Annotated in this window: 22 protein-coding genes; 12 read left to right on the plus strand and 10 right to left on the minus strand. The window is 47.2% G+C overall.

The window, feature by feature from the left end; translation table 11 throughout:
- Window positions 1-11 precede the first annotated feature (11 nt).
- From LFX17_RS13515 to LFX17_RS13530, 4 genes are all read right to left on the minus strand, one after another.
- Window positions 12-482, minus strand: a complete 471-nt coding sequence (locus tag LFX17_RS13515; RefSeq protein ID WP_238747088.1) for a type II toxin-antitoxin system HicB family antitoxin — start codon at window positions 480-482, stop codon at window positions 12-14.
- Between the two features lie 131 nt (window positions 483-613).
- Window positions 614-1,792, minus strand: a complete 1,179-nt coding sequence (locus tag LFX17_RS13520; protein WP_238730715.1) for an efflux RND transporter periplasmic adaptor subunit — start codon at window positions 1,790-1,792, stop codon at window positions 614-616.
- A 23-nt stretch (window positions 1,793-1,815) separates the two neighbouring features.
- Window positions 1,816-3,366, minus strand: coding sequence for a TolC family protein (locus LFX17_RS13525; protein WP_238730716.1), 1,551 nt, complete (start codon window positions 3,364-3,366; stop codon window positions 1,816-1,818).
- On the minus strand, window positions 3,342-3,911 hold the full coding sequence (locus tag LFX17_RS13530; RefSeq protein WP_238730717.1) for a hypothetical protein: 570 nt from the start codon (window positions 3,909-3,911) through the stop codon (window positions 3,342-3,344). Before LFX17_RS13530 ends, LFX17_RS13525 begins: the two co-directional genes overlap by 25 nt.
- A 297-nt stretch (window positions 3,912-4,208) precedes the next feature.
- Here LFX17_RS13530 and LFX17_RS13535 point away from each other — a divergent pair, with 297 nt between their 5' ends.
- Window positions 4,209-4,748 (plus strand): DUF1564 domain-containing protein, encoded by a 540-nt coding sequence (locus LFX17_RS13535; protein WP_238730718.1) that lies wholly within the window; start codon window positions 4,209-4,211, stop codon window positions 4,746-4,748.
- Between the two features lie 149 nt (window positions 4,749-4,897).
- Here LFX17_RS13535 and LFX17_RS13540 read toward each other — a convergent pair whose 3' ends face one another.
- Window positions 4,898-6,466, minus strand: coding sequence for a tetratricopeptide repeat protein (locus LFX17_RS13540; RefSeq protein WP_238730719.1), 1,569 nt, complete (start codon window positions 6,464-6,466; stop codon window positions 4,898-4,900).
- Between the two features lie 114 nt (window positions 6,467-6,580).
- On the opposite strand from LFX17_RS13540, the gene LFX17_RS13545 reads away from it, so the two are divergent.
- The 7 genes from LFX17_RS13545 to LFX17_RS13575 all read left to right on the plus strand — a co-directional run bounded on the left by LFX17_RS13545 (window position 6,581) and on the right by LFX17_RS13575 (window position 12,392).
- A complete protein-coding gene (locus LFX17_RS13545) occupies window positions 6,581-7,105 on the plus strand; it encodes an ABC transporter permease (protein ID WP_238747089.1) in 525 nt (174 codons plus the stop codon).
- Window positions 7,102-7,767, plus strand: coding sequence for an ABC transporter ATP-binding protein (locus tag LFX17_RS13550; RefSeq protein WP_238730721.1), 666 nt, complete (start codon window positions 7,102-7,104; stop codon window positions 7,765-7,767). Before LFX17_RS13545 ends, LFX17_RS13550 begins: the two co-directional genes overlap by 4 nt.
- Window positions 7,764-8,660, plus strand: coding sequence for an ROK family protein (locus LFX17_RS13555; RefSeq protein ID WP_238747090.1), 897 nt, complete (start codon window positions 7,764-7,766; stop codon window positions 8,658-8,660). The genes LFX17_RS13550 and LFX17_RS13555 overlap by 4 nt, the downstream gene beginning before the upstream one ends.
- The gene (locus tag LFX17_RS13560; protein WP_238730723.1) at window positions 8,657-9,007 is read left to right on the plus strand and encodes a histidine triad nucleotide-binding protein; all 351 of its coding nucleotides are present in this window, start codon (window positions 8,657-8,659) and stop codon (window positions 9,005-9,007) included. Before LFX17_RS13555 ends, LFX17_RS13560 begins: the two co-directional genes overlap by 4 nt.
- Window positions 9,008-9,030: 23 nt before the next feature.
- The gene (locus LFX17_RS13565) at window positions 9,031-10,041 is read left to right on the plus strand and encodes a lysylphosphatidylglycerol synthase transmembrane domain-containing protein (protein WP_238747092.1); all 1,011 of its coding nucleotides are present in this window, start codon (window positions 9,031-9,033) and stop codon (window positions 10,039-10,041) included.
- A gap of 73 nt (window positions 10,042-10,114) precedes the next feature.
- Window positions 10,115-11,959 (plus strand): ATP-binding protein, encoded by a 1,845-nt coding sequence (locus tag LFX17_RS13570; RefSeq protein ID WP_238747094.1) that lies wholly within the window; start codon window positions 10,115-10,117, stop codon window positions 11,957-11,959.
- A 25-nt stretch (window positions 11,960-11,984) separates the two neighbouring features.
- Entirely contained in the window at window positions 11,985-12,392 is a 408-nt protein-coding gene (locus tag LFX17_RS13575) for a response regulator (RefSeq protein WP_238747096.1), read from the plus strand.
- Between the two features lie 84 nt (window positions 12,393-12,476).
- Here the strand turns inward: LFX17_RS13575 and LFX17_RS13580 are convergent, their stop codons facing one another.
- Window positions 12,477-12,914 carry an LA_2478/LA_2722/LA_4182 family protein gene (locus LFX17_RS13580; RefSeq protein ID WP_238730727.1) on the minus strand — a complete coding sequence of 146 codons (438 nt, stop codon included), beginning with the start codon at window positions 12,912-12,914 and terminating at the stop codon, window positions 12,477-12,479.
- Between the two features lie 62 nt (window positions 12,915-12,976).
- Window positions 12,977-14,449 (minus strand): adenylate/guanylate cyclase domain-containing protein, encoded by a 1,473-nt coding sequence (locus tag LFX17_RS13585; protein ID WP_238747787.1) that lies wholly within the window; start codon window positions 14,447-14,449, stop codon window positions 12,977-12,979.
- Window positions 14,450-15,440: 991 nt separating this feature from the next.
- Here LFX17_RS13585 and LFX17_RS13590 point away from each other — a divergent pair.
- Together LFX17_RS13590 and LFX17_RS13595 are read left to right on the plus strand one after the other, a co-directional pair.
- Complete coding sequence (locus tag LFX17_RS13590) at window positions 15,441-16,730, plus strand: beta-ketoacyl-[acyl-carrier-protein] synthase family protein (RefSeq protein ID WP_238730728.1); 1,290 nt, start codon at window positions 15,441-15,443, stop codon at window positions 16,728-16,730.
- A 10-nt stretch (window positions 16,731-16,740) separates the two neighbouring features.
- On the plus strand, window positions 16,741-17,268 hold the full coding sequence (locus tag LFX17_RS13595; RefSeq protein ID WP_238730729.1) for a SiaB family protein kinase: 528 nt from the start codon (window positions 16,741-16,743) through the stop codon (window positions 17,266-17,268).
- Here LFX17_RS13595 and LFX17_RS13600 read toward each other — a convergent pair.
- The 3 genes from LFX17_RS13600 to LFX17_RS13610 form a co-directional block, all read right to left on the minus strand.
- Window positions 17,243-18,061 carry a PP2C family protein-serine/threonine phosphatase gene (locus tag LFX17_RS13600; protein WP_238747097.1) on the minus strand — a complete coding sequence of 273 codons (819 nt, stop codon included), beginning with the start codon at window positions 18,059-18,061 and terminating at the stop codon, window positions 17,243-17,245. The two genes, LFX17_RS13595 and LFX17_RS13600, sit on opposite strands and share 26 nt — an antisense overlap.
- A gap of 160 nt (window positions 18,062-18,221) precedes the next feature.
- A complete protein-coding gene (locus LFX17_RS13605) occupies window positions 18,222-18,980 on the minus strand; it encodes an SDR family NAD(P)-dependent oxidoreductase (protein WP_238747098.1) in 759 nt (252 codons plus the stop codon).
- 38 nt (window positions 18,981-19,018) lie between these two features.
- A complete protein-coding gene (locus tag LFX17_RS13610; protein ID WP_238747099.1) occupies window positions 19,019-19,900 on the minus strand; it encodes an acyl-CoA thioesterase in 882 nt (293 codons plus the stop codon).
- A 479-nt stretch (window positions 19,901-20,379) separates the two neighbouring features.
- Between LFX17_RS13610 and LFX17_RS13615 the strand changes: the two genes are divergently transcribed.
- Together LFX17_RS13615 and LFX17_RS13620 are read left to right on the plus strand one after the other, a co-directional pair.
- A complete protein-coding gene (locus LFX17_RS13615; protein ID WP_238747789.1) occupies window positions 20,380-22,167 on the plus strand; it encodes a CoA-transferase in 1,788 nt (595 codons plus the stop codon).
- 33 nt (window positions 22,168-22,200) lie between these two features.
- Complete coding sequence (locus LFX17_RS13620; RefSeq protein ID WP_238730733.1) at window positions 22,201-23,175, plus strand: ketoacyl-ACP synthase III; 975 nt, start codon at window positions 22,201-22,203, stop codon at window positions 23,173-23,175.
- Window positions 23,176-23,193 lie beyond the last annotated feature (18 nt).

Here is a 23,193-nt window from a genome sequence, read left to right on the forward strand (position 1 = left end):
AATAGCTAATATTATGCGGCGACTGTATTGCGTTTTACTTCAATTAAATCAATTTTAAGTTTAATCTCTTCGGTCAAATCGTATATCTGAGGTTGCTTCTTTGTCCCTCTGATCGTCTCGACCTGATCCTTATCATAATGATATGCACAAATGACTTCTAAAGCCTCCAAAGACAATTTATCTTTGATCTTTTCATAGGCATTCAAATAAACCTGATCAAGCTGATTTTCGAATATATCCTTAATTCGATTTTCCTTAAATAAAGCCTGCATATTAACGGAAATCGCCGAGGCTAAATTATCTTTAGCAATTTCTAGGGAATCCCCGTATGCAAAAATTCCGAACTTAGGGCAATACGAATATACATACGTATCATCTTCAATCGTAAAGATAACGGGAACTTCAATGTGCGTTGTTAGCGCTGAAATGATTGCTTTTCCAATAGCAACACATTTGTTTATTATTTCATCTGACTGGAGCATAAAAAAGACAAACCCGTCCTAATATTCACCTATGTTATTTAATCGTCAATAATTATCAACCCTTTAGAAATTCTTAAGAATGATCATAAAATTTTAACATTACCCAACTTCCTAAATATCGAAAACTTCAACTACAACTTCAAGTATTCGCTTTTTAAAATGAACGAACCTTTGGAAACGATCTGCGCTCCTTCTTTCAAACCCGCTTTGATGACAACCTCGTCTCCGACCGTATCACCCGTGATGACTTCGGTCGCCTCAAAACTTCCGTCTTCGTTTTGGAGAAAGACGATCGATTTTCCTTCGATCTCATGTACCGCTTCGAGAGGAACCGTGCGTCTCGGTTCGCCCGTATTCACGACCATTCCTTTCACCTTTGCGGTCACGGATTGTCCCGGTTTCAGTTTTCCGTTCCGGTTGGAAACCATGATTCGAAGTTTGGCGGTTCGTTTGATATTATCCAGAACCGTTCCCACGTATGCAACCTCGCCCTTAATCCCGGGAGATTTTTCATCTCCGAGAGGATAAATCATCGCGTCGGCTCCTTCGGCGATCGTGCCCAAATCCTTTTCATACACTTCGAGAAGAACCATCAGATTGGTGAGATTGGCGATCGTAAACAGATCCTCGTTTCTTGTGACCTGTTGTCCCTGCACGGCCTTTCTTTCGGTGACTTCTCCGTTGATCGGACTGCGGAGAACGAGGTTGGAGGAAACGTAAACCCCTCTTTCGATTCCGGCGATTTCGCCCGGCGTCAAACCGTAGTTTTCCAGTTTGATCCGAGTCGTTTCCACTTCGGTCTTTGCGGTTTTATACTGCATGTTCGCGAACTCGTAGTCCTTCGCGGAGGTCACTTTCATGTCGAAGAGTTCCTTGGCCCGGTCCGCTTGAAGTTTCAACGCTTCGAGACTCGCTCTTGCTTTCACATAAGAAGCTTCCACTTCTCCGAGAACGACCGAAGAAAGAATCGCAAGAGGAGAACCTTGACTAACCCGATCCCCTTCGCGTACGAGAACCTTTTTGATTCTCGCTTCCACGGTGGAACCGGCTCTCGCCATACTTTCCGGATCGTAGGAAATTCTTCCCGGAAGAGCGACCTCGTCAAAGGCGGAAACTTCTTTAAGAGCGACTAACGTGAGAGGATGTCGTTTTAAAATCTCCTCGGAAACGGTGAATCTGTTTTTACTGACCGCTACGGGCTTTTTCTCTTCCGCTTTTTTGGAGAAGAATTTTTTGTAACCGAAGTATCCCGCGCTTACGATCGCAAGAAGGATAAGAGTCGTTCTATAACGGTTTAAGAAATTGATCATACAAATCTCCGGGATGGGGCTTTTTAATCCCTCTCTGTTTTTTTACCGACCGCCGCCTTGTAAATTTCGACCGCATTGTAGTAGAGATACAATACTTCGTAATAATCTCTGAGGACCGTAAGATAATTCTTTTCGGCCTGGAGAAAGGTCACCTGATCGGACGCACCACGGACATACGCTATCCTGGATTTTTGTTCCAACTGTTTGTTTTTCTGTAATAGATTGATTCGTTCGTATTTGGCGAGAAGGTCTTCTCGCGCGAGAAGTTCCTTCTTGGAAGCTTCGATTTCCTCGTTGACCTCGCGCTTTTTGGCTTCGAGCGCGAGTTCGAACTTTTTATGTTCTTCTTTAGCCGAAAGAACCTTTCCCTGACCTCGGTCGTTCAACGGAAGAGGAATCGTAGCGAATACGCCAGCGTAGTGTTCGTTGCCCTTGATTCTCCATTCGCCTCCGACCTGGAGATAACCGAGGGCTTCCCTTCTTTGGAGATCGATGTTGAGCTTCTTCTCTTTAACGCGTTCTTCCAGAGCGGCGATGTCGGGACGGTTGACCGAAGCGATCGTGGAATCCTTAAGCCGAAGACCTAAGTCCTCTAAGGATTTGAATTTCATCTCCGATTTGAAAGCGAATATTCCTTCCGATTCCTTGATTCCGGTAAGAATTCTCAGCTCTTTTTCGACGAACTGCCTGCGCACGAGCGCGTCGCGGTAAAACTTCTCGACCTGAATTCTTTCCAACTCGAGACGTTCGAATTCGAGCGGAGAAATGTCGCCCTTTTCCACGCGAAACTTCGTGAGTTCCAGAAGGTCGCTGTAATTTTCGTAAAATTCTTTATTATAATCTACTAAATTAGTTAGGAAGATATAAGTCCAATAGTTCTGTCTCAGTCTGAGCCTAAAAAGCCTGTCGAAGTTGTCGAATTCTCCGAGAACCGCTTCGAAGGATTTTTTAGCGACCTTGGATCGGAGAGAAATGATTCCGTACACGTCCACATCTTGATAGAGGGCAGGCGCAATCTCCGTGCTTCCTCCTTGCGATCCGTTTGCACCGAGAATCTGCGGCCCGGAGTTTCCACCGCCGCCCGGAACCCCAATGAATTGTTGTTGGTATTGTACGATCGGGTTTCTATACAAAGAAGCTGTAATCACCCTTCCCCGTTCGATTCCCATGTTTTGTTTTTCCGCGAGATACAACGGATTGTTCGAGACCGCGTATTCCGTCAGACGTTCCACGTCCCAGTCGATGATCTTTCCGGAAAAAACGGATTGGCCGTAGGTCGTCGAACTTTGCGGCTGAACTTGTGATTGCGTTTGCGACTCGATCTGCGTTTGATTTTGCGCGTCCTTTGTCCCTTGCGATTTTTTTTCTTCGGGAGAATTGGAACTCGCGTTCGATTTCTTTTTGTCTTCTTCCTCGGCGAGGTTAGGCTCGAGCGGGATTACCTCCGCAGTCGTAGTAATCGGAAAAATCAAAACGACGGCGAGTCCGAGCAATCCGAAGAGAAACCATTTCTTAGGAAATTTCGGCGCTCCTGCGGGCTTAGGGCTGATTAAAACATTCTGTGAAGATACCATTTCCCCTGCACTTTCTTAAAGTATGGATTGAGAAGTTCCTTCTCCAGTTCTACGTTATTTTTGAATCGAAGCTTTAATTCGCATTCGGTCATACTTTCGTAATAGAACTCGACTTCGATTCCGCCGGAAAGTAAAAACAAATCCCGAACCGTTCGAACGTTCTCCGAATTCTTCTGTTTTTTCAAAAGCTCCCGGTCAAAAAAATACGTCTCGAAATAATTCCCTTTTTTTAGAAGTTCCTTTCTAATTTCTTCACGAGTCCAAATTCCTTTCAGATCAAGAAGCAATCCGTCCTTGGGAGAAACCTGATCTCCGAGTTTGGAAAAATCTTTCCGGACCGTATCTTCCACGAGGGTTTTCATCAACTGAAGAATCTCCGGCGTGTCCAACGTATGATCGCCCGTATGACCCGCGAGAAACACTTTTCCGGCCCGAATTTCCGGTGCTTTTAAGTCGGTTCTGGAAAGAAAAATCTCTCTTTCGGATGCGGTTGTCTCGGTCGTCTTGCAGGAGAATAAGACGATTGCGATGAATGAGATGATCATTAGTGCGCGGCTCGATGCGTTCCACGAATTGGAGATTCTTGGAGAGAGGTCTAACGGTCTTTGCACCGAGTTTTGTTGAACTGCAAAATATGTCTTCTTCGCGAACATGAGAAATCGGGACTCGGGTCCAGTCTCTGAGAATCGATCGTAAAGTCGAATCAAGTTTTGTTTTTTATTCGAACCTATTTTGAACGGTTACAATCGGGTTCTTCGGTCCGGGTCTTGCGTTTTTCTACGCTATACGAATTTTTTTGGGTCGATATGCGCTTTGTTTACGCATTTCGGAACCGAACGGATATGGGATATTTATTGCTGGATGCGGATCGGGAGATTCGCTCAACCCTTCAAAAAGATCGAATGGAAACCGTGACGTTGTTGATTCCGGAAGAAACGTGGCTTCGTTTTTCCGAAGATGAAGCTCGAAGACTTCCGAAGAAAATTCCGCAGATGTTACGGACGTATGCGAAATATCTCGCTGCTCAAAAACGTTTGGGGAAGAATGCAGGACGAACCTTGTATCAACCGAGTCCGGGAAAATCCAAAATGAAACGAGTGAATGTTCGTTTGAGTCCCGGAAGCTGGACCTTGTTCGGAACGTTAGCGCAAGCTCACGGAGTATCGCGTTGTTTTCTTTTCAATTATTTGTTGTGGTTGGATTTTGCCGGGGTTGGCGGATCCGTCTTTGATACTTTGAATGCGGGAGTTCCCACATTTCACACGAACTACAGTTACATCCTGCACCTCGATTTAGCCTACAACCAAGTAATCCGAAAGCTCAACTGCGAGCCCGACTCCCTATTCTACACATTAGATTACAGAGATTGGTATCCCGACTAAAAACGAAACATCATCCGAAACGTTTTTCAAAAAATCTCAGCGAACAAGAGGGAAGACATGTCCCGACAACAAAACCATAAATCGGAAACGAACCCGTCGACTCCCGACCCCAAAACCGACAAAACAAAAAGCCCTAAACGCATCCCGCGTTAGGCACCCTTTGCTTCCAAACGAAGAGCCTTCTTCAAAAGCTCTTCCAAGTCCTTACCGTAAATCACGTTCAATAACGAAGAATTATCCGTAAGAAAACGTTTTGCACCTTCGGTGAACTCCGCATCACCGATGATAAAGGCTTTATCCACGCCCAACTCTTTGATCTGCCCGATCGTATCCCGCAGAAAAATATCGGAGATCTTCGCGTCCTTCCATTTGCGAAACTTAAACAAAGAACGAGTTTCCTTATCCGTCTTATTTAAACCGGTAAGATTCAGACCGTCCCCTTCTTTATTCGGAACCTCGCGGCTCACCGTATAATTCAGAGCCATCACGATCCGTACGCAAAGATTCTTGAACTCGACGCCTTTCAATTGTCTATAATGATCCAGCACACCGACGCCGATCTTAGAAACGTCGGCAAGAAGTTTGTTGCCTTGGTCGTCCAAGATCCCTTTGATATGAAAGGACTTGGAAGACTTGAGTCCCGAAAGTTCGTAAAAACGTTCGACCGGAAAGAGTTCTCCGAAAATTCTTCCGATCTCTTCGTCCAAGGAGAATCCGCTCTGCGCCTTAGCGGGGTCCGTTCGTTTCGTCTCCAACTGGAATTTATAGTTCGCAAGTTCCAAAATTCTTCTGTCGTCGATTCGTTCGGACTCGGCTTCGATGAGATATTCGCTGGCTTCTTCCAGCTTACCGAGTTTCACGGCCAACAGGGAAAAGTAAACGTCCGAGTCGATCATCTCCTGTTTCCAACCGCTGTTCCGCGCCATCTCCATACAAAGCCTCGCGTGTTTCAAACCTTCTCCCAAATTTCTCTGGAGAATAAAACAGCACATCAAAAACTGAAAGATCGTATAACGCACATAATCGTCTTCGATAAGATCCGCGACCGAGTTGGCGACCTTAACCGCTTCTTCGTATTTCCCGTCCCTCGCTAAACTCAACGCATATAAAAATCCGCCCACGGGAGAAGCCGGGTCCAACTCATACGCCTTCGCGAAGAATTCAACCGGATTTCCTTTCCGCAACACCGCGGCAATCACACCCTTTCCGATAAAGATAGAAGCGTTCTTAATCTTATCGTTGGAAATCTTTCCTAAGAATCGATCGGCAATCGCAAATTCCTTTTGCCCCAAGGCCATAAATCCGATTCGAATATTCGCTTCCACGTTTTCCGGATCGATCGTTACGGTATCCAAATAGTGAAAGAGAGCTTCTTCGAATAAATCCTGTTGGTAATAAATATCCGCAATCCGGTTGGAAACCGCGACCTCGTTGATCCCCTTTTCGTAGGTTCCGATCTTTTTGATTTTCTCGAGATGCCGAGCCTCGTTGGTCGTATCCCCTTCCATCGCGTAGATTTTCGCGATCACATAGTGGGCTCGGACATTCGAGGGAGAACTGTCCAAAATGTCCCGAATGATAACTCGCGCATCCACGTAATTCCCCATGGCGGCGAGGGCTAGGGCCTTTTCGTAAGCGTCTTTCTTGGTCTGGATCAGAAAGGATCCAAACGCAACGATCAGAATGATTCCAATTGCTACAAGAATGACGAAGATCATTTTTTTTGTTTTTCTTTCAGGTTCCGGTTAGTAAATGGATAAAATCCTGAGAATGGATCCGGGATTTACCCGAACTTGGGATAAAATCCTACTTTTTACAGAAACGAAAACCAGATGGGAAAACTTACCTACTTCAGATTTGCGTATTCTATTGTAAAACGCGATATTACAATCAGTATTCTTCATATAGGATTTTCCGTTTTATTTTGTTTTTTTCTGATCTTCGGGATCTTTCTGCTTCGGATGGATAAGGTTCCCTCTAACCCTTCTAGTATCGAACTCTTCCGGAATTATCCACAGTTGGTTTTATTGCTGAGCGCGGCCGCTTTGACATTTATGGCGATTACCCGAACCCTTTTACGCACTTCCGACGCGGGGATTATGATGGCGGTCGGGGGAAATCGGATCGGAACCGTACGGCTTTTGGTGGTGGAACTCTGGATTCTTCACGGACTCGGATTTCTCCTAAGCGTAATCGCTACGGTGTTTTTTCCACCCTGGGTTTCCGAAGGTTCGAGCCTCCTCGATTACCTGAAAGCGTTTCTGATTCTGATTGCCTTGATCTCGGGCATCGGAGCGGCGATCGCCTTGATTCTCACCTTTTTAGATCCATACCGGTCGATTCGGAGGGGCAAATGATTCTTCGCATCAACGATCTTTCGCGAGAATACGGAAAATCGAAGGCCGTCAACGGAGTTTCCTTCGACATGAACCAATCCGACTATGTCGCCATCGTAGGCCCGTCCGGTTCCGGAAAAACCACTCTGCTTTCCATGATCACCGGAATGTTGTCCAGTTCCAGCGGAGAAGTCTACTTTGACACGACCAAGGTCAGCGAAATGGGAAAGGGCTCGCTCGCCAATTTCCGCGCGAGAAACATAGGACTCATCTTTCAGTTTTCGGAATTGCTTCCTCACCTAGACGTAGAAGAGAACATTCTTCTTCCTGCGCTTCTCGTGGGAAAGTTCAGCCAAAAGGAATATTTGGAAAAATGCGAATATCTGATCTCCAGTCTTCATCTCGAATCGATCCGCAAAAGTTATCCGAGTAAACTTTCGGGCGGACAAATCCAAATGACCGCGATCGCACGGTCGCTTATCAACGAACCGGAACTTCTTCTTGCGGACGAACCTTCGGGAGATTTGGACCCGGAGAACAGCGAACTCGTGCGCAATCTTCTCTACGATTTCAATTCCAGAGGACTTACGATTCTATTAGTGACTCATGATATGAATCTCGCATTCGACGCAAAAACGATCTACGAAATGAGAGAGGGAGCGTTTACCCGGGTGGTAAAATGAAATCCTATCTCGGAATCGACATCGGAGCCGGAAGCATCAAAGCAAGTCTCGTCGATACGCAAGGAACGGTTTTAAAAAGCACGTCGCGCGCAACCGGTGCGGAAACGGACGAAAAACAATTCCTCGATTCTCTCTGCAATATCGTTTCCGAAATGAAAGACGATTCCCTTACGGCGGTAGGCATCGGAAGTCCGGGACCCATCGATTCCGATAGCGGAATTCTCATCGAATCAGCCAATCTTCCCCTTCTCAAAAACGTGGCTCTCGTAGATCATCTCAGGAAGAACTTTCAAATTCCGGTATATTATAATAATGACGCAAACCTTGCCGCCCTCGGCGAATATCGTTTCGGATTGGGTAAGAATTCCACGAATCTCGTCATTCTTACCTTAGGAACGGGACTCGGCGGAGGTTGGGTGTATCAGGGAAAATTGTTCGGCGGCTACAAAGGAAGCGGAATGGAAGCGGGTCACGTCACTTATTTCCCGAACGGCTCCTTGTGCGGCTGCGGACAAAGAGGCTGCACCGAAGCGTATTTCAGCGCGAGCGGATTCTTACATCGATACAAGGAGCAAACCGGACAGACGCTCGGTTCCGCGGAGGAATTCTTCAACAAAAGCCGCAAGGGAGAAGCGACCGCTGTGGCATTGTTAAACGAAGGAATCGACGCCCTCGCCCAACTGTGCAGAACACTGATTCATACGATCAATCCCGAAAAGATCGTATTCACCGGAGGGCTCGTAAAATCCTGGGATCTTTTCGGGAATCCTCTTCGACAAAGAATCCAGGAAATCATCTTTCCGATCTTTCGAACATACACACAAATCCTGCCCGGAGGAAACGTATCCGGAGCCTTAGGCGCCGCCGCGCTTTGTATGGAGAATCACGAATGAACGACCCCGATTGTATCTTCTGCAAAATCGTCCGTAAGGAAATTCCCGCAAAAATCGCGTTTGAAGACGAGGAAATATTAGCATTTCATGATATAACTCCGCAGGCGCCCGTACATATCGTTTTTATCCCGAAAAAACACGTAACGTCTCTCGCACACGTCGAAAACGAAGACGCATCCTTGCTCGGAAACATTCTTCTTAGAATGCGCGACACCGCAAAGGAACTGGGAATCGCAGAAAACGGTTACAGAATCGTAAACAACACGGGGAAAAACGGAGGACAGACGGTCTTTCACATTCATTTTCATCTTTTGGCGGAACGACGGATGATCTGGCCTCCGGGTTGAGAGTTTAAACAAGGAACAACACATTGAAACGAATTTTATTGGGAGTGATCGTCAGCGTCGTCGCTCTCGGATTTTTATTTTCCAAACTGGATCTAGGCGAGTTCGCAAGAATTCAGGAACGCTGGGAACCGTTTTATCTGATTCCCTTTTGTATCTCTTCGATTTGGGGTTTGATCCTTTTTTCCTGGCGATGGCATCTTCTGATGGGAAAACAAATCCGTTTCCGTTACGCTCTTCTTTCCTCGTTTATCGGAGTCGGCGCGAACATGTTTCTGCCGGCGCGGGGCGGAGATATCTTCCGTTTATATTTTTGCAAAAAAGAATCCGATCTTCAATATCCGACGCTCGTCACCGCTCTCTTCATCGAAAAGGTTCTGGATTTTTCGTTTATCTTCTCCGCGGGAATCTGCGCGCTCATGTTTCTGGGAATCAAAGACGAAGGCAGCGATACGTTCTTTATCATTTCTTCCCTCGTCATCGTGGGAATTTTTGTCGGACTTATCGCGGTTCGTTTTTTAAACGAGACGATCATCGACATTCTGGCTTGGATCGCGGGCCTTGCGGGTAAGAAAGATTGGTTTCTCCATAAACTCGCGCATTACATCCGAGACCTCGGAAACTTTTTAGTTTTAAAACGTTTTATCGTTCCCGCAATTTTAACGGCGCTTACCTGGTTGATCGGATACGCGCTCAGTTACGGAATTCTTCTTAAACTTGTGGGAATTCCAATGAGCTATCCGGGAATCGTATTCATCATGTTCGCCGGTGCGGTCGGTGTGATGGTTCCGTCCGCGCCTTCCGGCGCGGGAGTATTCCACGCTTCGGTCACCTCCTCCTTCGTTTTGATGGGAAGAAAAGCTTCGGAAGGTTTGTTCTACGCGACAACCGTCCACCTTGCGCAATTCGTTCTACAGAGCGTGTTCGCCGTGATTCTTTATTTGTATTGGATCGTGGACAGAAGGAAACGCGGACTCGGAAAAGCGGAATTTTCCCTTAAGGAATCCGAAGTCATCGAAGAAGAAAGCGAGGAATAAAAAACCCGAAATCCAATGGGAAAGTATCCCGTTTTTCGTATAATATATTCTGGGAAGAATATTGGCGAAAAACATGAACGAAACAAAACTTTCCTTTCCCTGGTCCGCGGTGCGCTTTTTTAAAATAGAAACGCGGATCATTCTTCCTTTCGTTCTAGGTTGTATTCTGTTGATCGTCCTGTTAGGCGTTCTTCTTTTTTATTATCAAAAAAAGAATACGGAAACCGTTTCGATCCGAAACGTGAAATCGATCGCGGATCAAATGCTCGCGCTTCGCGTATATTATTCGGACAACATCGTCAGCAAAGCTTTGCGCGAACATACCGAAGTCACCTATAAATACAAAACCGTCGCAAAAAGTATTCCTCTTCCCGCGACCTTCGTCAAAGAATTCGGCGCACATCTCACCGATCGGTTCGAAGGAATCCGAGTCGAGTTATTCAGCGATTACCCGTTTCCGAATCGGTCAAAACCGAACGGCTTGGACGAATTTCAAAGGGAAGCTTTATACCGTTTAAAACGAAATCCCGGAAATCCGATCTACGTTTTTAGGGAAATCGACGGACAACCTTACATTCGTTATGCGCTCGCGGACCGTATGCAGGCTTCCTGCGTTCAATGTCACAATACTCATCCGGAATCTCCTAAAAAAGATTGGAAAGTCGGAGACGTTCGAGGTGTTCTAGAAGTCAGCATCCCGGTCAGTCAGACCGAAAGCGGCGCGGATATGATTCTCTTTTCCACGATCGCGATCCTGATCGGACTCGGAACGATCTTCGTCGTCAATCAAACGAGAAGCAAACAAAACGAAGCGATCATTCTCGAACTCAACTCCAATCTTGAAAAGAAAGTCGAAACGAGAACGGCGGAACTCGCCAAGTCCAACGAAGACCTCACGCAGGCCGTGGACGAACTCGAAAAATTAATGCGAAATCTGAAGGACACACAAAACCAGCTTTTGCTTTCGGAAAAACTCGCGGCGCTCGGTCAATTAGCCGCCGGAATTACGCACGAACTCAACACGCCTCTCGGCGCGATCTCTTCGTCGTCCCGATCCATACTCGAAGTGGTTCAAAACGAACTGAAAAATATACCGAGCCTTCTTTCCAATTTGGACGAGGAAGACACAAAGAAGTTCAGCGCCATTCTGGAAGAGGCTTTGAAACACGTTTCCGAATCCGCGATTCTTTCCAATCGGGGAATTCGTCAGGAATTAACCCGTCGTTTGGAAGCCGCCGGAATTTCCAATTCGTATAGGATCGCAAATCTCGCGGCGGATCTGGGTCTTCACGATATGGGCGACGATCTGATTTCTCTCATCCAAACTTCGAAAGCGCTCGAGATCTTAACGGCGGTCTCTTCGTTTATCACGATCGTACGAGTGAGCAACGTCATCTCGATTGCGACGAGCAAAGCTTCCCGAGTCGTAAACGCCCTGAAGAATTACCTGCGTCCTTCCAAGGAGGAAAAGGAAGGCGGGCCGGAAAGCGTGGACCTTCACACCGAGATCGAAAATATTCTAGTACTATATCATAATAAAATAAGATACGGAGTCGAAATCGTTAAGGACTACCGGACTTCCAAAAAATGTCTGGGGGACGCGGACAAACTGAACCAGGTTTGGATCAACCTTTTGAACAACGGTCTTCAAGCCATGAACTACAAAGGAAAGATTGAAATCTCGATCCGCGAAGAGGATTCCTGGATCGTGGTCTCCTGGACCGATTCCGGCGCGGGAATCCCTCAAGAGATTCAAGGTAAGATATTCGATCCTTTCTTTACGACCAAAAAACAGGGAGAAGGAATGGGGCTGGGGCTTGACATCTGCAAAAAAATAATCGATAATCTCGGTGGAAGGATCGAATTCGAAAGTTCGCCGGGCCGCACAAAATTCAGCGTATGGCTCAAGAGCGCCTAACGTATTCCAAGGACGGTACTTTCAGTTGACTTTAGAAAAAGAACCCAACGTGATTCTCTGCGTGGACGACGAACCGATCATTCTTCTTTCCTTAGTGCAGGAACTGAAAAACAAACTCGGACACGAATTCATCTTTGAAACGGCACAAGACTCGGACGAAGGTCTGGAAGTGATAGACGATCTGATTTCGAGAGGAACGAAGGTGGTTTTGATTCTTTCCGATTGGCTGATGCCGGGAGTCAACGGAGACGACTTTCTGATTCAGGTTCATCGAAAGTATCCGCATATCCGTTCGATTTTAGTGACCGGTCATCTCGAAGAAGGCGTTTCGGAACGGGTAAAGGAAGAAGCGGGAACTTTCACGATCATTTCCAAACCGTGGAACTCGGACGAGCTGGTCAAAGCGGTTCAATTCTGCTGTAAACAAAACTAAAATCCGATCCGATCGAAAAACCGATTCAATAAACGAACTGCGAAGTCCGGACGAATTTCTTCGCCGAACTTCGATTCAACGAAATTACTTCTTAGCTAAAAACTGACAAGATTCCGATTTTTGGATCGGATTGTTCGGAGACATCATCTCCGCACAGCTCGTCTTTTCGATCACCGCCAAACAATCCTTAGCTGCTTGGATCTTTTCGGGAGTCGCGTTCTTCCACTCGTCTTCCTCTTTCGCTCCGGTCTTCGCTCTTTGAGCCGCCGCGCTTTCTTCCATCGAAGTCAGACAGGCTTCTTTACTTTGAAGCATGGGAGGAATAAACTTCTTCTGAGACTCGGGCATCTTGCTGAATTGTTCCTGAGCGCATTCCACGGTTTTCGCGCAGGTGATTTCCTTGGATTTAGTAGCAAGCGCCTGCATTTCGGCCGCAAGATTCCCGCCGGACCCTTTTCCGCAATTCGCTGCGAAAATCAACGCCGCGATCGAAACGAACAAACTCTTTTTTATACGGTTCATAACCCTATCCTTTTTAAAAGCAAGAGAATGAACCGCCCGTTCTTTTTGAAAATAAATTTTTTCTAAATCGCGTTCGCAAACTCCCTTTGGTCTTCGGTTTTAAAAAGTTTATGCACGGTTGCTTTTTGCCCCACTCCCTTAAGAGACGCTTCGTGTCTTTCGGCTTCGTATCCTCTTTGAATCAATTCTTCGCGGATTCCGGGGCTGGAAAGAATCGGCTCCGTCACCCAGATTTCTCCGGCGGACGCGAGCGCCTGCACGCGAGCCGCGATGTTCACGCTTTGTCCGAAGTAATCCAGTCGTTCGTCGTTGACGACCGCAAGCGCCGGTCCTTCGTTTAAACCGACTTTTAAACCGATCTCATGTCCGTGTTCCTTGAATTCTTCGTTCATGCGATCGATGCGCGACATCATTTCCAGCGACGCGAACAATCCTTCGATCGGACTGGAGAAGGTCGCCATGATCGCGTCTCCCATCGTTTTTACGATCGCCCCGTTGTGTTTTTTCACGGTTTCGGAAAGAAGACGGAAATGTTCCTGCACCAATCGATACGCGAGAATGTCCCCGGCCTTGTCGTACATCTCGGTCGATCCTCTCAGATCCGTAAAAAGGATCGTAAGACTTTTTACGTTCAGATTCAGTTTGTTGCTGAGCTGTTGAACGCGGAACAATTCGCGGAAGGTCTGGTTGTTCAAAAGCATCTTCGCCGTCAAAAACGGTTCGATCACCGTGGGATGTTTATCAATGATTTCTAATATTCTTTTGGAGTTCGGTCGAATGACCAAGAATCCGGCCTTCGCGATCGTACGATTGGAAATCTTAACTTCGTATTCCCCGGGAGAAAGATGAAGTTCGATCGGAGTGAATCCGGTCGGCAGCAGACTCAGATCCACGATTCGATCTGGAGTCGTTTCCTTCTCGTCGAAATACAAAAATACCGCCGAATTATTCTCCACCGAACTGAATTGATACGCGGGAACGTTCGTCGCGTCGAGTAGAATCGTGCGGGTCGCTCCGGGTTCGATCACTACAAGTTCGCGCGTGTTTGAAGAAATAAAATCCAGAAGTTCCTTCGACTTATGAAAGTTGCTCGAAATATGATATTTGAGATAAGTCTGTGCGTCCGTCAACGGATTGAGATTCTGTTTTCTCAGGGAAGAATTCACCGAAAAACTGACTTCCACCTGATCGTCCAGAGTGGTCGGCACGTCGAGATTGCAAATATAACAGTGAAAACTTTTTTCCTCGATCTGATCCAAAGAAGTATGGGAAGAAGCCACTCCTCCGCAGGCAGGACAAATCATGTTGTATGCGAAATCCAGAAGGCCGATCTTTCCCGCGTGAAGAAAAAGATCCAACGCTTCTCCGGTTTCAAATCCATTGTCCTTTGCGAAACGGATCGGATTGATCCGGTGCAGCTGCCATTCGTCTTGTGTCCTTAAATTCTCCATAAATCGGGAAATCGATTTTTTTGATAAGACCCCGAACCCTTCCAAGGCTTTTTTCTTTTGTTCGAAAAGAGTTTCGTTCCACATGACATTCTCCTCCGGAATTCCGCGATCCTGCCGAACGACCCATAGGGAGCGAGGCATTGAGTTTATCCTCACGACCCATAGGGAGCGAGGCATTGAGTTTATCCTCACGACCCATAGGGAGTGAGGCATTGAGTTTATCCTCACGACCGAACTCAGCAAGCGCCTTCTTGCAAGGCGGCGCTTAGGAAGCGAGGCATTGAGTTTATCCGACGACTCTAACTTTTCCTCTTCCGATTATTTGGCAAGCATTTTGTAACTTTTTTTATTACATATTTTGCGACCCATAGAGAGCGAAATAGCCTGAGATAGCGGAGCGTATTATCGAAGGCTCTCAACGAAGTTGAGAAAACCAAGATCCTGCCTCGCGACCCATAGGGAGCGAGGCATTGAGTTTATCCGAACGACCGAACTCAGCAAGCGCCTTCTTACGAGGCGGCGCTTAGGGAGTGAGGCGCTGAGTTCCGACTTTATATGTCCCCGGTCGGGGATTTCCGGATTTCCCGAAAAACACGAATCAGGCGGATCATCGTAAGAGTTCCCACACTTTCGCGAATTCCGGATCGATCGACGACCGATTTTACGCTTTGTAAGAGTTCCCACGTTCTCGAGAAATATCGAACTTTAGGATATTCTTGCATTCTTCTCTGAAATTGTGGGAACTCCTTCGGAAAGATTTACGAGAGAACGTCGATTTTTGCGGGAACTCCCCTCCCTCGGCCTTTCATCGAGCCAAGAGGCAAAAAAGGAATATACGGTTTTTTTGATTTGATTTTTACCGTCCAATGTCGTACTTGAAAGTTCTTTCCTAAATCGGAACCTTCCTTTTAGTGAAACGATGAAATTCGAATGTGAATTTCTTAAAACGCGGTAAAAGTTTGTCGGAACAACTAAGAATACTTTCTTGACGAAATTCGGATTCCGTTCCCCAGGAATTCGCATCCCGAAAAAGCGTTATGCGCGTTTAAAGATCCGAGAGAAATACAAAGAGAATATGGACAAAACGAAAGTTAATAAAAATTCGAGGGTTGTGATTACGGGGATCGGAGTCGTTCTCCCCAATACCTATTCCGTGGATACGTTTTGGAAAAATCTTTCCGAAGGGAATTCCCAAATCGATTGGATTACGAGATTTCCCACCGATGATATGCCCGTCAAAGTCGCCGCGGAGATGAACAACTTCGATTGGAAAAAATTTCTCCCCGATCTAAACGAGAAACACGCAAAAAATTATAACCGCGAAACCTTCGCGATCATGGCTGCGATGGAGGAAGCGAGAAGAGACGCAAAACTCGAAAAGGATTCGGTCGATCCATCCAAAGTCGGCTTTATCGATTCTTCTTCAAGAGCGTCTCTTGCTTGGTGGGAACACGCCTGGAAACTCTATCACGAAGAACAGAATTCCGGCGTTTTCGATCGTTATTCCGTTTTGACTTCTATGGCTTCCAATCCGACCAACCTCACCGCGATCTACGCAAACATTCAAGGATTCGTAACAACGATCACCGCGGCTTGCGTAGGAGGTCATCACGCAATCAGTCTTTGTTATCAAGCGATCCGTAAAGGAAGAGCCGAAGTGATGTATGCGGGCGGTCACGAATTCCCTCTCATCAAACCGTTGATGATGATGTATTCCGATCCGGCGAGTTCGGTCATGTCTGCGGAAAAAGACAATCCGAAGGCGGCGATCAAACCGTATGATCGCAACCGGGACGGTTTTATCTTGGGAGAAGGCGCCGCCGTTCTTTGTATGGAAAGAATGGATCACGCTCTCGCGAGAGGAGCGAAAATCTACGCGGAAGTCTTGGGAACCTTCAGTTACAACGAGGCCGATCACGCGATGAGAATGGACTTAACCGGTAAAAAAGCGGCGACCGGTTTGAATCGTCTTTTGAAAATCAGCGGACTTCGTCTCGGAGACATCGACTACTTCTGCGGACACGGAACCGCGACGATTAACAACGATATGGCGGAAAGCCGCGCTCTTAAGGTTTTATACAACGGACTCGCTCGAAACAAATGGGCGCCTCTCGGTTCGATCAAACCGATTTTCGGTCATACGTTCGGAGCGGCGGGAATCATCAACGTCGCGGCGACCGCGCTTATGCTCGAAAAACAAACCCTCTGTCCTACGATCAATCTCAAGGACGTTGACCCCGAATGCGACCACGATCATATCACCGAAGGAGCGAGAAAAGTGCGGATGCGGAACGCGATCTCGATGGCATTCGCGATCGGAAGTCAGTCTTCTTTCGTCAGCCTCACCGCTCCCGATCTTCTTTAAAGGAATCCGAATGAAAAACGGCGGACTACACAGACAATACGATCATTCCAAAAAGTTAAAGTCCGTCCTCTACTATCAAGGCGCGGTGACGCACGAAATCCTCGGAAGCCTTACGGAAATTCTCAAGGATAGAATCGCGAATGAAAAACGAAAGAACAAGATTCTCAATGTGTTCGTGGAAATGGCGCAGAACGTCAGTCACTATTCTCTGGAAAAGGAAGGGGATTACGGAGTGGGACTGATTCTCGTAAAAGAAAAAAGTCATATTCTCAAACTCTCCACCGCCAATTTTCTCAGCGCGGAAACCGCTTCCGTTCTGAGGACCAAACTGGAACATTTTTTATCCCTGACCGGAGAAGAAGTAAAGGAACTGTATCAGGAAAAGATCAAAGGAGAAAGACCGGAGGACAGCAAAGGTGCGGGTTTGGGATTTTTGGAAATATTAAAAAAATCTGATTTTCCGTTTCGTTCCGCGTTCGAGCCGACGGAAACCGGAGATTTCTTTTTTACTCTTACCGTTTTCTTTCGCCTGGGGTAAGCTTCCAAGGTTCCGCGTGCGACAACGCCATTTCTTTGACTTCGATCACGATGACCGAAGTATTGTCCTTGGTCATTCTTAGGTTGGCTTCTTCCGAAAGATGAGAACAAGCCTCTTTTGCGTTCGTCGCGTTCCGCAGAATTTCTTCGAGATCGTCGATCTTGATCACATCGGTCAGCCCGTCCGTACAAAGAAGAATCCTATCTCCTTCGTTCAGAGATCCGGTGATGTCGAACAGATCCATCTGAAGGTCGGTAGTACCGCCTCCGATACAACTCGTGATATAACTTCGGGGAATAGAATGTCCTTTGACCGTATCCGAAAAGGAATGATCCACCGTGATCTTGTGAACCCCTTGCGCGGAAAGATGATAGGCGCGGCTGTCTCCCATATTGAAGACGAGCACCTTTCTTCTTCCGAACAAAGCGCCGACTAACGTGGTTCCCATGCCCAGCCTTCCTGTGGCCCTTGCGTGATCGTTGATCTCGTGGTTGATTTTGCGGAATAAGTTCTGCCAACCGGCGCGGGGCAGTTCTTCCAAAGGCTGAATCGCCCGTTCCATCCACGCGAGTTTTTCCAACGTCATGCGGCTTGCGATTTCACCGGAGATATGTCCGCCCATTCCGTCTGCGAGCGCGAGAATCAACGGAGAGGCCGCGGAATCACGAATCCCTGCGGAGGAAAAAGAACCCGATACGGACCCGGCTACGATTTCACCGGATACGTACATAGAATCCTCGTTATGCGAACGAAAATTCCCCTTTTCCGTTATTCCAAAGTAGTTAATAATCATGGAGAAACACTGGAAATTGAAACAATCTCCACAATCTATTAGTAATATGTGTCAACGGCGAACTTCAAGAACAAATCTTCGCCAAATTCTTTTTTTAGAAAATAGACTGTTTCTAATGTTTTGATTCCAAAATTTTCTGCAACAGGTTTTCAAAAAAACCCTATTTCGCGGAGTAACCGCCGTCGACCGGAATCGCCGTCCCCGTAATAAAAGTGGAATCCTCTCCGCAGAGCCAGAGTACGGTTTTTGCGATCTCTTCCGGCGTTGCGATTCGGTGCATGGGATGCAACTTGACCAGCTGCTTTTCCGCTTCGATCGGATCTTTGGCGAGATGAAAGAGTTCGTCCAGGATTTCGGTTTTAACCGCACCCGGACAAATCGCGTTAATGCGAACATTCTTCTTTGCGTATTCCAAAGCGGCGCTTTTTGTTAATCCGACAACGCCGTGTTTGGCGGCCGAATAAGGATTGATTCCGACGACCCCGTTGATTCCCGAGATGGAGGAAACGTTCACGACGGCCCCTCCCCCTGCCTTGACGATTTCCGGGATTTGATACTTCATCGACAGCCAAGCGCCCTTGAGGTTCACGTTCACCACGTTATCCCAAACGTCTTCCGGATATTCGTGTAAGAGATGATTGACTCCCATGATTCCCGCGTTGTTGACTCCGAAATCCAATCTCCCGAATTTCTCCACGGCGGTATCGACGACCTTCTTCACTTGTTCCCCGGAAGTCACGTCGCAAACGACGAAATGAACGTCCCCGCCTTGAGAACGGACTTCCGATTCGAGTTTTTTTCCCTCGTCGAGTCTGCGTCCGCAAAACACGACTTTGACGCCTTTCGAGACGAACTCCCGTACGACTGCTTTTCCGATTCCGGTGCTGCCTCCGGTAACCATCGCGACTTTGTCTCTCATGGAATTCTCCGAAATGATATTCAAATTTTAGAATTTACTTAGATCAGCTTTCTCGTCTTTCCGTTGCGAACCCGGGAAAGATATTTTTTCAGATGTATGTTGATCGTTTCCAGATCGCCTAGTTCCTTTTCGATCGAAGAAACCTTCAGATCCTGTACGAGAACGAGCAGATAACGGAGTTCTTCCAGATGGACTTTCGCCTTGAGAATGTTTTTGATCTTTTCGGAAAGGATTCTACTTCCCCAAGCTCCTGCTATGCGCACGGGAAGAAGAGCGGAAACAGATCGGATGTGTTCGAGAAGAGGTCCGTGTTCTTTGAGTTTGACCGCGTCCATCCTGTTTCCGAGCGAGTATACTTTCAAAATGAGATCGTGAGCGAGACGCAACACTTCCAATTTGTCAAAGCTGCGGATCTGCGCGGTTGCGGAAGATTTTGCGCTTTCCTTCTCCGCCGCATCGGTTCCCACGGGAGGAGAAGTATACGAAGGAATTTTTCCTTCCGTAAAAATTTTACGGAATCCTTCGGGAACGGACACGACTTTACGGATGGAATAATCGAAAAACAAAACACGAATCTTAACGAGAGAAACCTTTTCTCTTCGATCGTCCTTGGAAAGACGGAACGTCAGATCGAAGGATTTTTCGCCGAGATTGTCCAACACGACGTCTATCTTGACGCGGTCGTTGTAAAGCAATTCTCCCTGATAGAGAATTCCCGCATTGGCAAAGATGATGCTCTTTCCGTAAATATCCGTTACCGAAAATCCGAGATACTGAAAGAACTGGAGATGCGCCTCCATCACGATGTCCAGAATCGAAGCGAAGGACACGTGTATATCCAGAGCCAGATCCGTTTTGCGGATCGCCAGCTCCGTCGAGAAATAATACTTCTCCGGAAATTCGATCTGTATGTCGGTCATAGATATTTCGAAATCCGCCGCGAAAACTCCCGTTGCGACATAAGGGAAATTCGAAGACGACGGAAATAAATTTCCTTCTCATTATAATTTCGGATTTCGAAAGGCCCGTCTTGAAGTGAAATTCCCGTTTGTGTTTTCGAAAGCCTCGCTCCGGAATTTTTTTTCTTCGAGACGAACGGAAGAATTCTCCCGTTGTCGACGAGTTTCTTTTTTGAGAAGACGCCGTTTTTAAATTGTTCGGTAAAAAGTTCTTGCTAGAGCACATTCTTGAAAGAAGATCTTTCACCATTGCCGTGCGTCACGATCTACGCGCTGTTTGTCGAAAAACGGATCGTATAAAAATATTCAGAAGTTCGAAAAAAGGGAACATTTCCGGTTGTGATTTTTCCCTTTTTCTCGTATGCGGATCGGAAGGTGAAAACGATCCGAACGGATGACAAAGAACTCATAACGTACGCTGATCGGAAACCTTGGAATCATTGGAAGCAAATACGAAGATCTTTAACGACCCGGACGGGATGATCCGGGAAATCGTGCGTCCGGGCATGCACTTGCATCTTTCCGCAACCATGTCCAGACCCAACGCTCTCATCTATTCGCTCGCACGTTGTTTTCAAAACACGAATCCGGAGTTCATCATCAGTATGGCGGGAATTCATTCCAGCGCACACGCCCTTACGATCGCGAAAATCGTTAAGCGAATGATCACCGGTTTTGCGGGGGACAACTATCCGAAACCCTCGCCTAATTCATTATATTCTAATTTACTCGAAGGATCTCCGTTCGAACTGGAGCTTTGGTCCCTGCTCAGCATCGTTCAAAGATTGATGGCGGGCGCGATGCGTCTTCCCGGTTTTATCACGAACTCGCTTTTGGGAAGCGATCTCATTCTAGACAAACTCGGAAAAACGGCGTTCTTGTTTCCCGATCCGCAAAACCGTTCGGCGGGTCCGAACGGTTCTACCGCGGAAAACTACAGAGGAAAACGCGGAGTCGATCTCGCTTATATTCTTCCCTTAAACCCGGACTTCACTTTGATCCACGCGGTCGTCGGCGACGAAGAAGGAAATCTCGTTCTTTGTCCTCCGAGCGGAGAAGGATACTGGGGAGCTCTTGCCGCAACCAAAGGAGTCGTCGCGACGGTGGAAAAGATCGTTCCGAAAGGAACGATTCCCCCCGAACTCGTTACGATTCCGGGCAATCGAGTCACGGCGATTTCCGTCGCGGAATTCGGCGCACATCCTCAATCTTTGCGCGTTTATAATCTTCCGGGAGTTTCCGCATTCGAAGGTCTTTCCACGTATCTCGACGACTACGAGTTTCAGATCGAGGCCAACGAAGCGGCCAACGTTCCTTCCCGCGCCGAAAAATGGTACTCGGATTTCGTAAACATCGAAGGCGGTCATAAGGAATATCTGGATCGTCTCGGAAGCACACGACTCAGAAAGTTAAAACAGATTCCCGAAGAAAACAAAGCGGTCAAACTCGAAGATCCGAAAACGGTCAACGACTCGGAGCAGATGATCATTCTTGCGGCGAGAGCGATTCAGGAATACGTCAAACTCAAAGGTTACAAAACGATTCTCGCGGGAATCGGTGCGGCTCATATTTCCGCATGGACAGCGGCCCGCTTTCTCGAACAGGAAGGAATTTCCGTAAAGGTCATCACGGAACTCGGCTTCTATTCGATGAAACCTCATACGGGAGACGTTTTTCTTTTCAGTCAATTGCATACGAAAGAATGTACGATGCTTTCCGACATCACGAGCATCTTAGGCACGGTCGTTCCCGATCATTGTCTCGGAGTGTTAGGAGCGGCGGAAGTGGATTGGTTCGGCAACATTAACTCCACGAAAACCGCAAAGGGAAAATTTCTTGTGGGTTCGGGCGGCGCGAACGACATCGCTGCCGTTGCGGATTGTATCGTAGTAGCGAAAGCGAACCGCGGAAGATTCGTAAAACACGTAAACTACATCACTTCGGTCGGAGATCGAGTAATGGAAGCGGTTTGTCAGTTCGGAAGATTCCAAAGAAAACCGAACTCGGATCACGTGTTTGAATTCTCCCATTGGATCGCTCCTCCTTCGGACGAGGAGATGGAACCGGAAGAAGCGGTGCTACGTTTTACTTCCTGGCTTCCGCCGGACGAGGACGTCCCTCTCAAAAACGAACCTCCCGTAACCGCGGAAGAACTTACTGTTTTGAGGGAATTGGATCCGGAAAAGATTTACATAGAACAATTTATGGTATATACAAGACTTCCATAATAAAATGAAATTTGAATTTACTAGAGGACCCTTATGAGCGGAAAAAATCTAACGTCGAACGGAGTAAGAATCACCGGATTCGGTCATTACTTTCCCGAACAGATCGTGACTAACGAAGAGATCCGCTCGCGGTTGAAATTTCCGGAAATGCATCCGGCAGAAAAAGCCGTCATCGGAAACATCGGAGTCAACGAAAGAAGAAGGGCGAACGAAAAAGAAACGGCCATGTATATGGCGGCGCAAGTCGCCGAAATGGCGCTGAAGGACGCGGGTAAAAAACCGGAGGAGGTGGATCTTTACATTCTCGCGAACTGGACCGATCGTTATTATCTACCCGATCTCGCGCCTCAGGCGTCCAAACTTTCCGGAACAAAAAACGCACTCGCTTTCGACGTAAGCACCGCCTGCACGGGATTCGTTCACGGAGTTCAAACCGCTTCCGCGTATTTGGGTTCGGGCAAATTTAAGAACGCGCTCGTGATCGGAAGCGAACGGTTTTCCGTAAGAACGCGCATGGGCGGTTATGGAGAATTCACGGCGGGAGACGCGGCGGCGGGAGTTTTTCTCGAACATACGGGTGATCCAAATTTCGGAATCATCGATTCCTTTCTGCAGGACGACGGGGATTTGGCCGGGATCATCGTAACCGGACCGCCGCCGCAGAGTTACGTGAAAAGTTATCCGGAACTAGTGACCAACGCGGCGGATCTTACTCTCAAATCGATGGATCTTCTGTTGGAAAAAAACGGACTGACCGTAGACGACATCGATTGGGTCGTTCCTCATCCGGGAACGGACGTGGTCGTTCAGGACGTTCTCAAGCGGACCAAGTTTCCGAGGGAAAAAATCCTGATGAACTTCGAACGAGTGGGAAACACTTCCGCCGCTTCGATCCCCATCGTATTATCAGAATATTATTATAAAGGAAAGTTTAAAAAAGGAGATTTATTCCTCACACCCGCCGTCGGAGGCGGATTTTATTGGGGAGGACTCTTGTTCCGTCTTTGAACGGGATCGGGGCAATCG

It is taken from the genome of Leptospira sanjuanensis, assembly GCF_022267375.1.
Lineage (GTDB): Bacteria > Spirochaetota > Leptospiria > Leptospirales > Leptospiraceae > Leptospira > Leptospira sanjuanensis.

What these genes read in the sequence shown, in the direction of transcription:
- LFX17_RS13585 (WP_238747787.1), bottom strand. Translation starts at nt 14,449, where the DNA reads ATGTGGAACGAAACTCTTTTCGAACAAAAGAAAAAAGCCTTGGAAGGG.
- LFX17_RS13535 (WP_238730718.1), top strand. Translation starts at nt 4,209, where the DNA reads ATGGGATATTTATTGCTGGATGCGGATCGGGAGATTCGCTCAACCCTT.
- LFX17_RS13620 (WP_238730733.1), top strand. Translation starts at nt 22,201, where the DNA reads ATGAGCGGAAAAAATCTAACGTCGAACGGAGTAAGAATCACCGGATTC.
- LFX17_RS13600 (WP_238747097.1), bottom strand. Translation starts at nt 18,061, where the DNA reads ATGATTATTAACTACTTTGGAATAACGGAAAAGGGGAATTTTCGTTCG.
- LFX17_RS13580 (WP_238730727.1), bottom strand. Translation starts at nt 12,914, where the DNA reads ATGAACCGTATAAAAAAGAGTTTGTTCGTTTCGATCGCGGCGTTGATT.
- LFX17_RS13595 (WP_238730729.1), top strand. Translation starts at nt 16,741, where the DNA reads ATGAAAAACGGCGGACTACACAGACAATACGATCATTCCAAAAAGTTA.
- LFX17_RS13550 (WP_238730721.1), top strand. Translation starts at nt 7,102, where the DNA reads ATGATTCTTCGCATCAACGATCTTTCGCGAGAATACGGAAAATCGAAG.
- LFX17_RS13520 (WP_238730715.1), bottom strand. Translation starts at nt 1,792, where the DNA reads ATGATCAATTTCTTAAACCGTTATAGAACGACTCTTATCCTTCTTGCG.
- LFX17_RS13525 (WP_238730716.1), bottom strand. Translation starts at nt 3,366, where the DNA reads ATGGTATCTTCACAGAATGTTTTAATCAGCCCTAAGCCCGCAGGAGCG.
- LFX17_RS13555 (WP_238747090.1), top strand. Translation starts at nt 7,764, where the DNA reads ATGAAATCCTATCTCGGAATCGACATCGGAGCCGGAAGCATCAAAGCA.
- LFX17_RS13590 (WP_238730728.1), top strand. Translation starts at nt 15,441, where the DNA reads ATGGACAAAACGAAAGTTAATAAAAATTCGAGGGTTGTGATTACGGGG.
- LFX17_RS13545 (WP_238747089.1), top strand. Translation starts at nt 6,581, where the DNA reads ATGGGAAAACTTACCTACTTCAGATTTGCGTATTCTATTGTAAAACGC.
- LFX17_RS13570 (WP_238747094.1), top strand. Translation starts at nt 10,115, where the DNA reads ATGAACGAAACAAAACTTTCCTTTCCCTGGTCCGCGGTGCGCTTTTTT.
- LFX17_RS13540 (WP_238730719.1), bottom strand. Translation starts at nt 6,466, where the DNA reads ATGATCTTCGTCATTCTTGTAGCAATTGGAATCATTCTGATCGTTGCG.
- LFX17_RS13605 (WP_238747098.1), bottom strand. Translation starts at nt 18,980, where the DNA reads ATGAGAGACAAAGTCGCGATGGTTACCGGAGGCAGCACCGGAATCGGA.
- LFX17_RS13560 (WP_238730723.1), top strand. Translation starts at nt 8,657, where the DNA reads ATGAACGACCCCGATTGTATCTTCTGCAAAATCGTCCGTAAGGAAATT.
- LFX17_RS13530 (WP_238730717.1), bottom strand. Translation starts at nt 3,911, where the DNA reads ATGATCATCTCATTCATCGCAATCGTCTTATTCTCCTGCAAGACGACC.
- LFX17_RS13515 (WP_238747088.1), bottom strand. Translation starts at nt 482, where the DNA reads ATGCTCCAGTCAGATGAAATAATAAACAAATGTGTTGCTATTGGAAAA.
- LFX17_RS13610 (WP_238747099.1), bottom strand. Translation starts at nt 19,900, where the DNA reads ATGACCGACATACAGATCGAATTTCCGGAGAAGTATTATTTCTCGACG.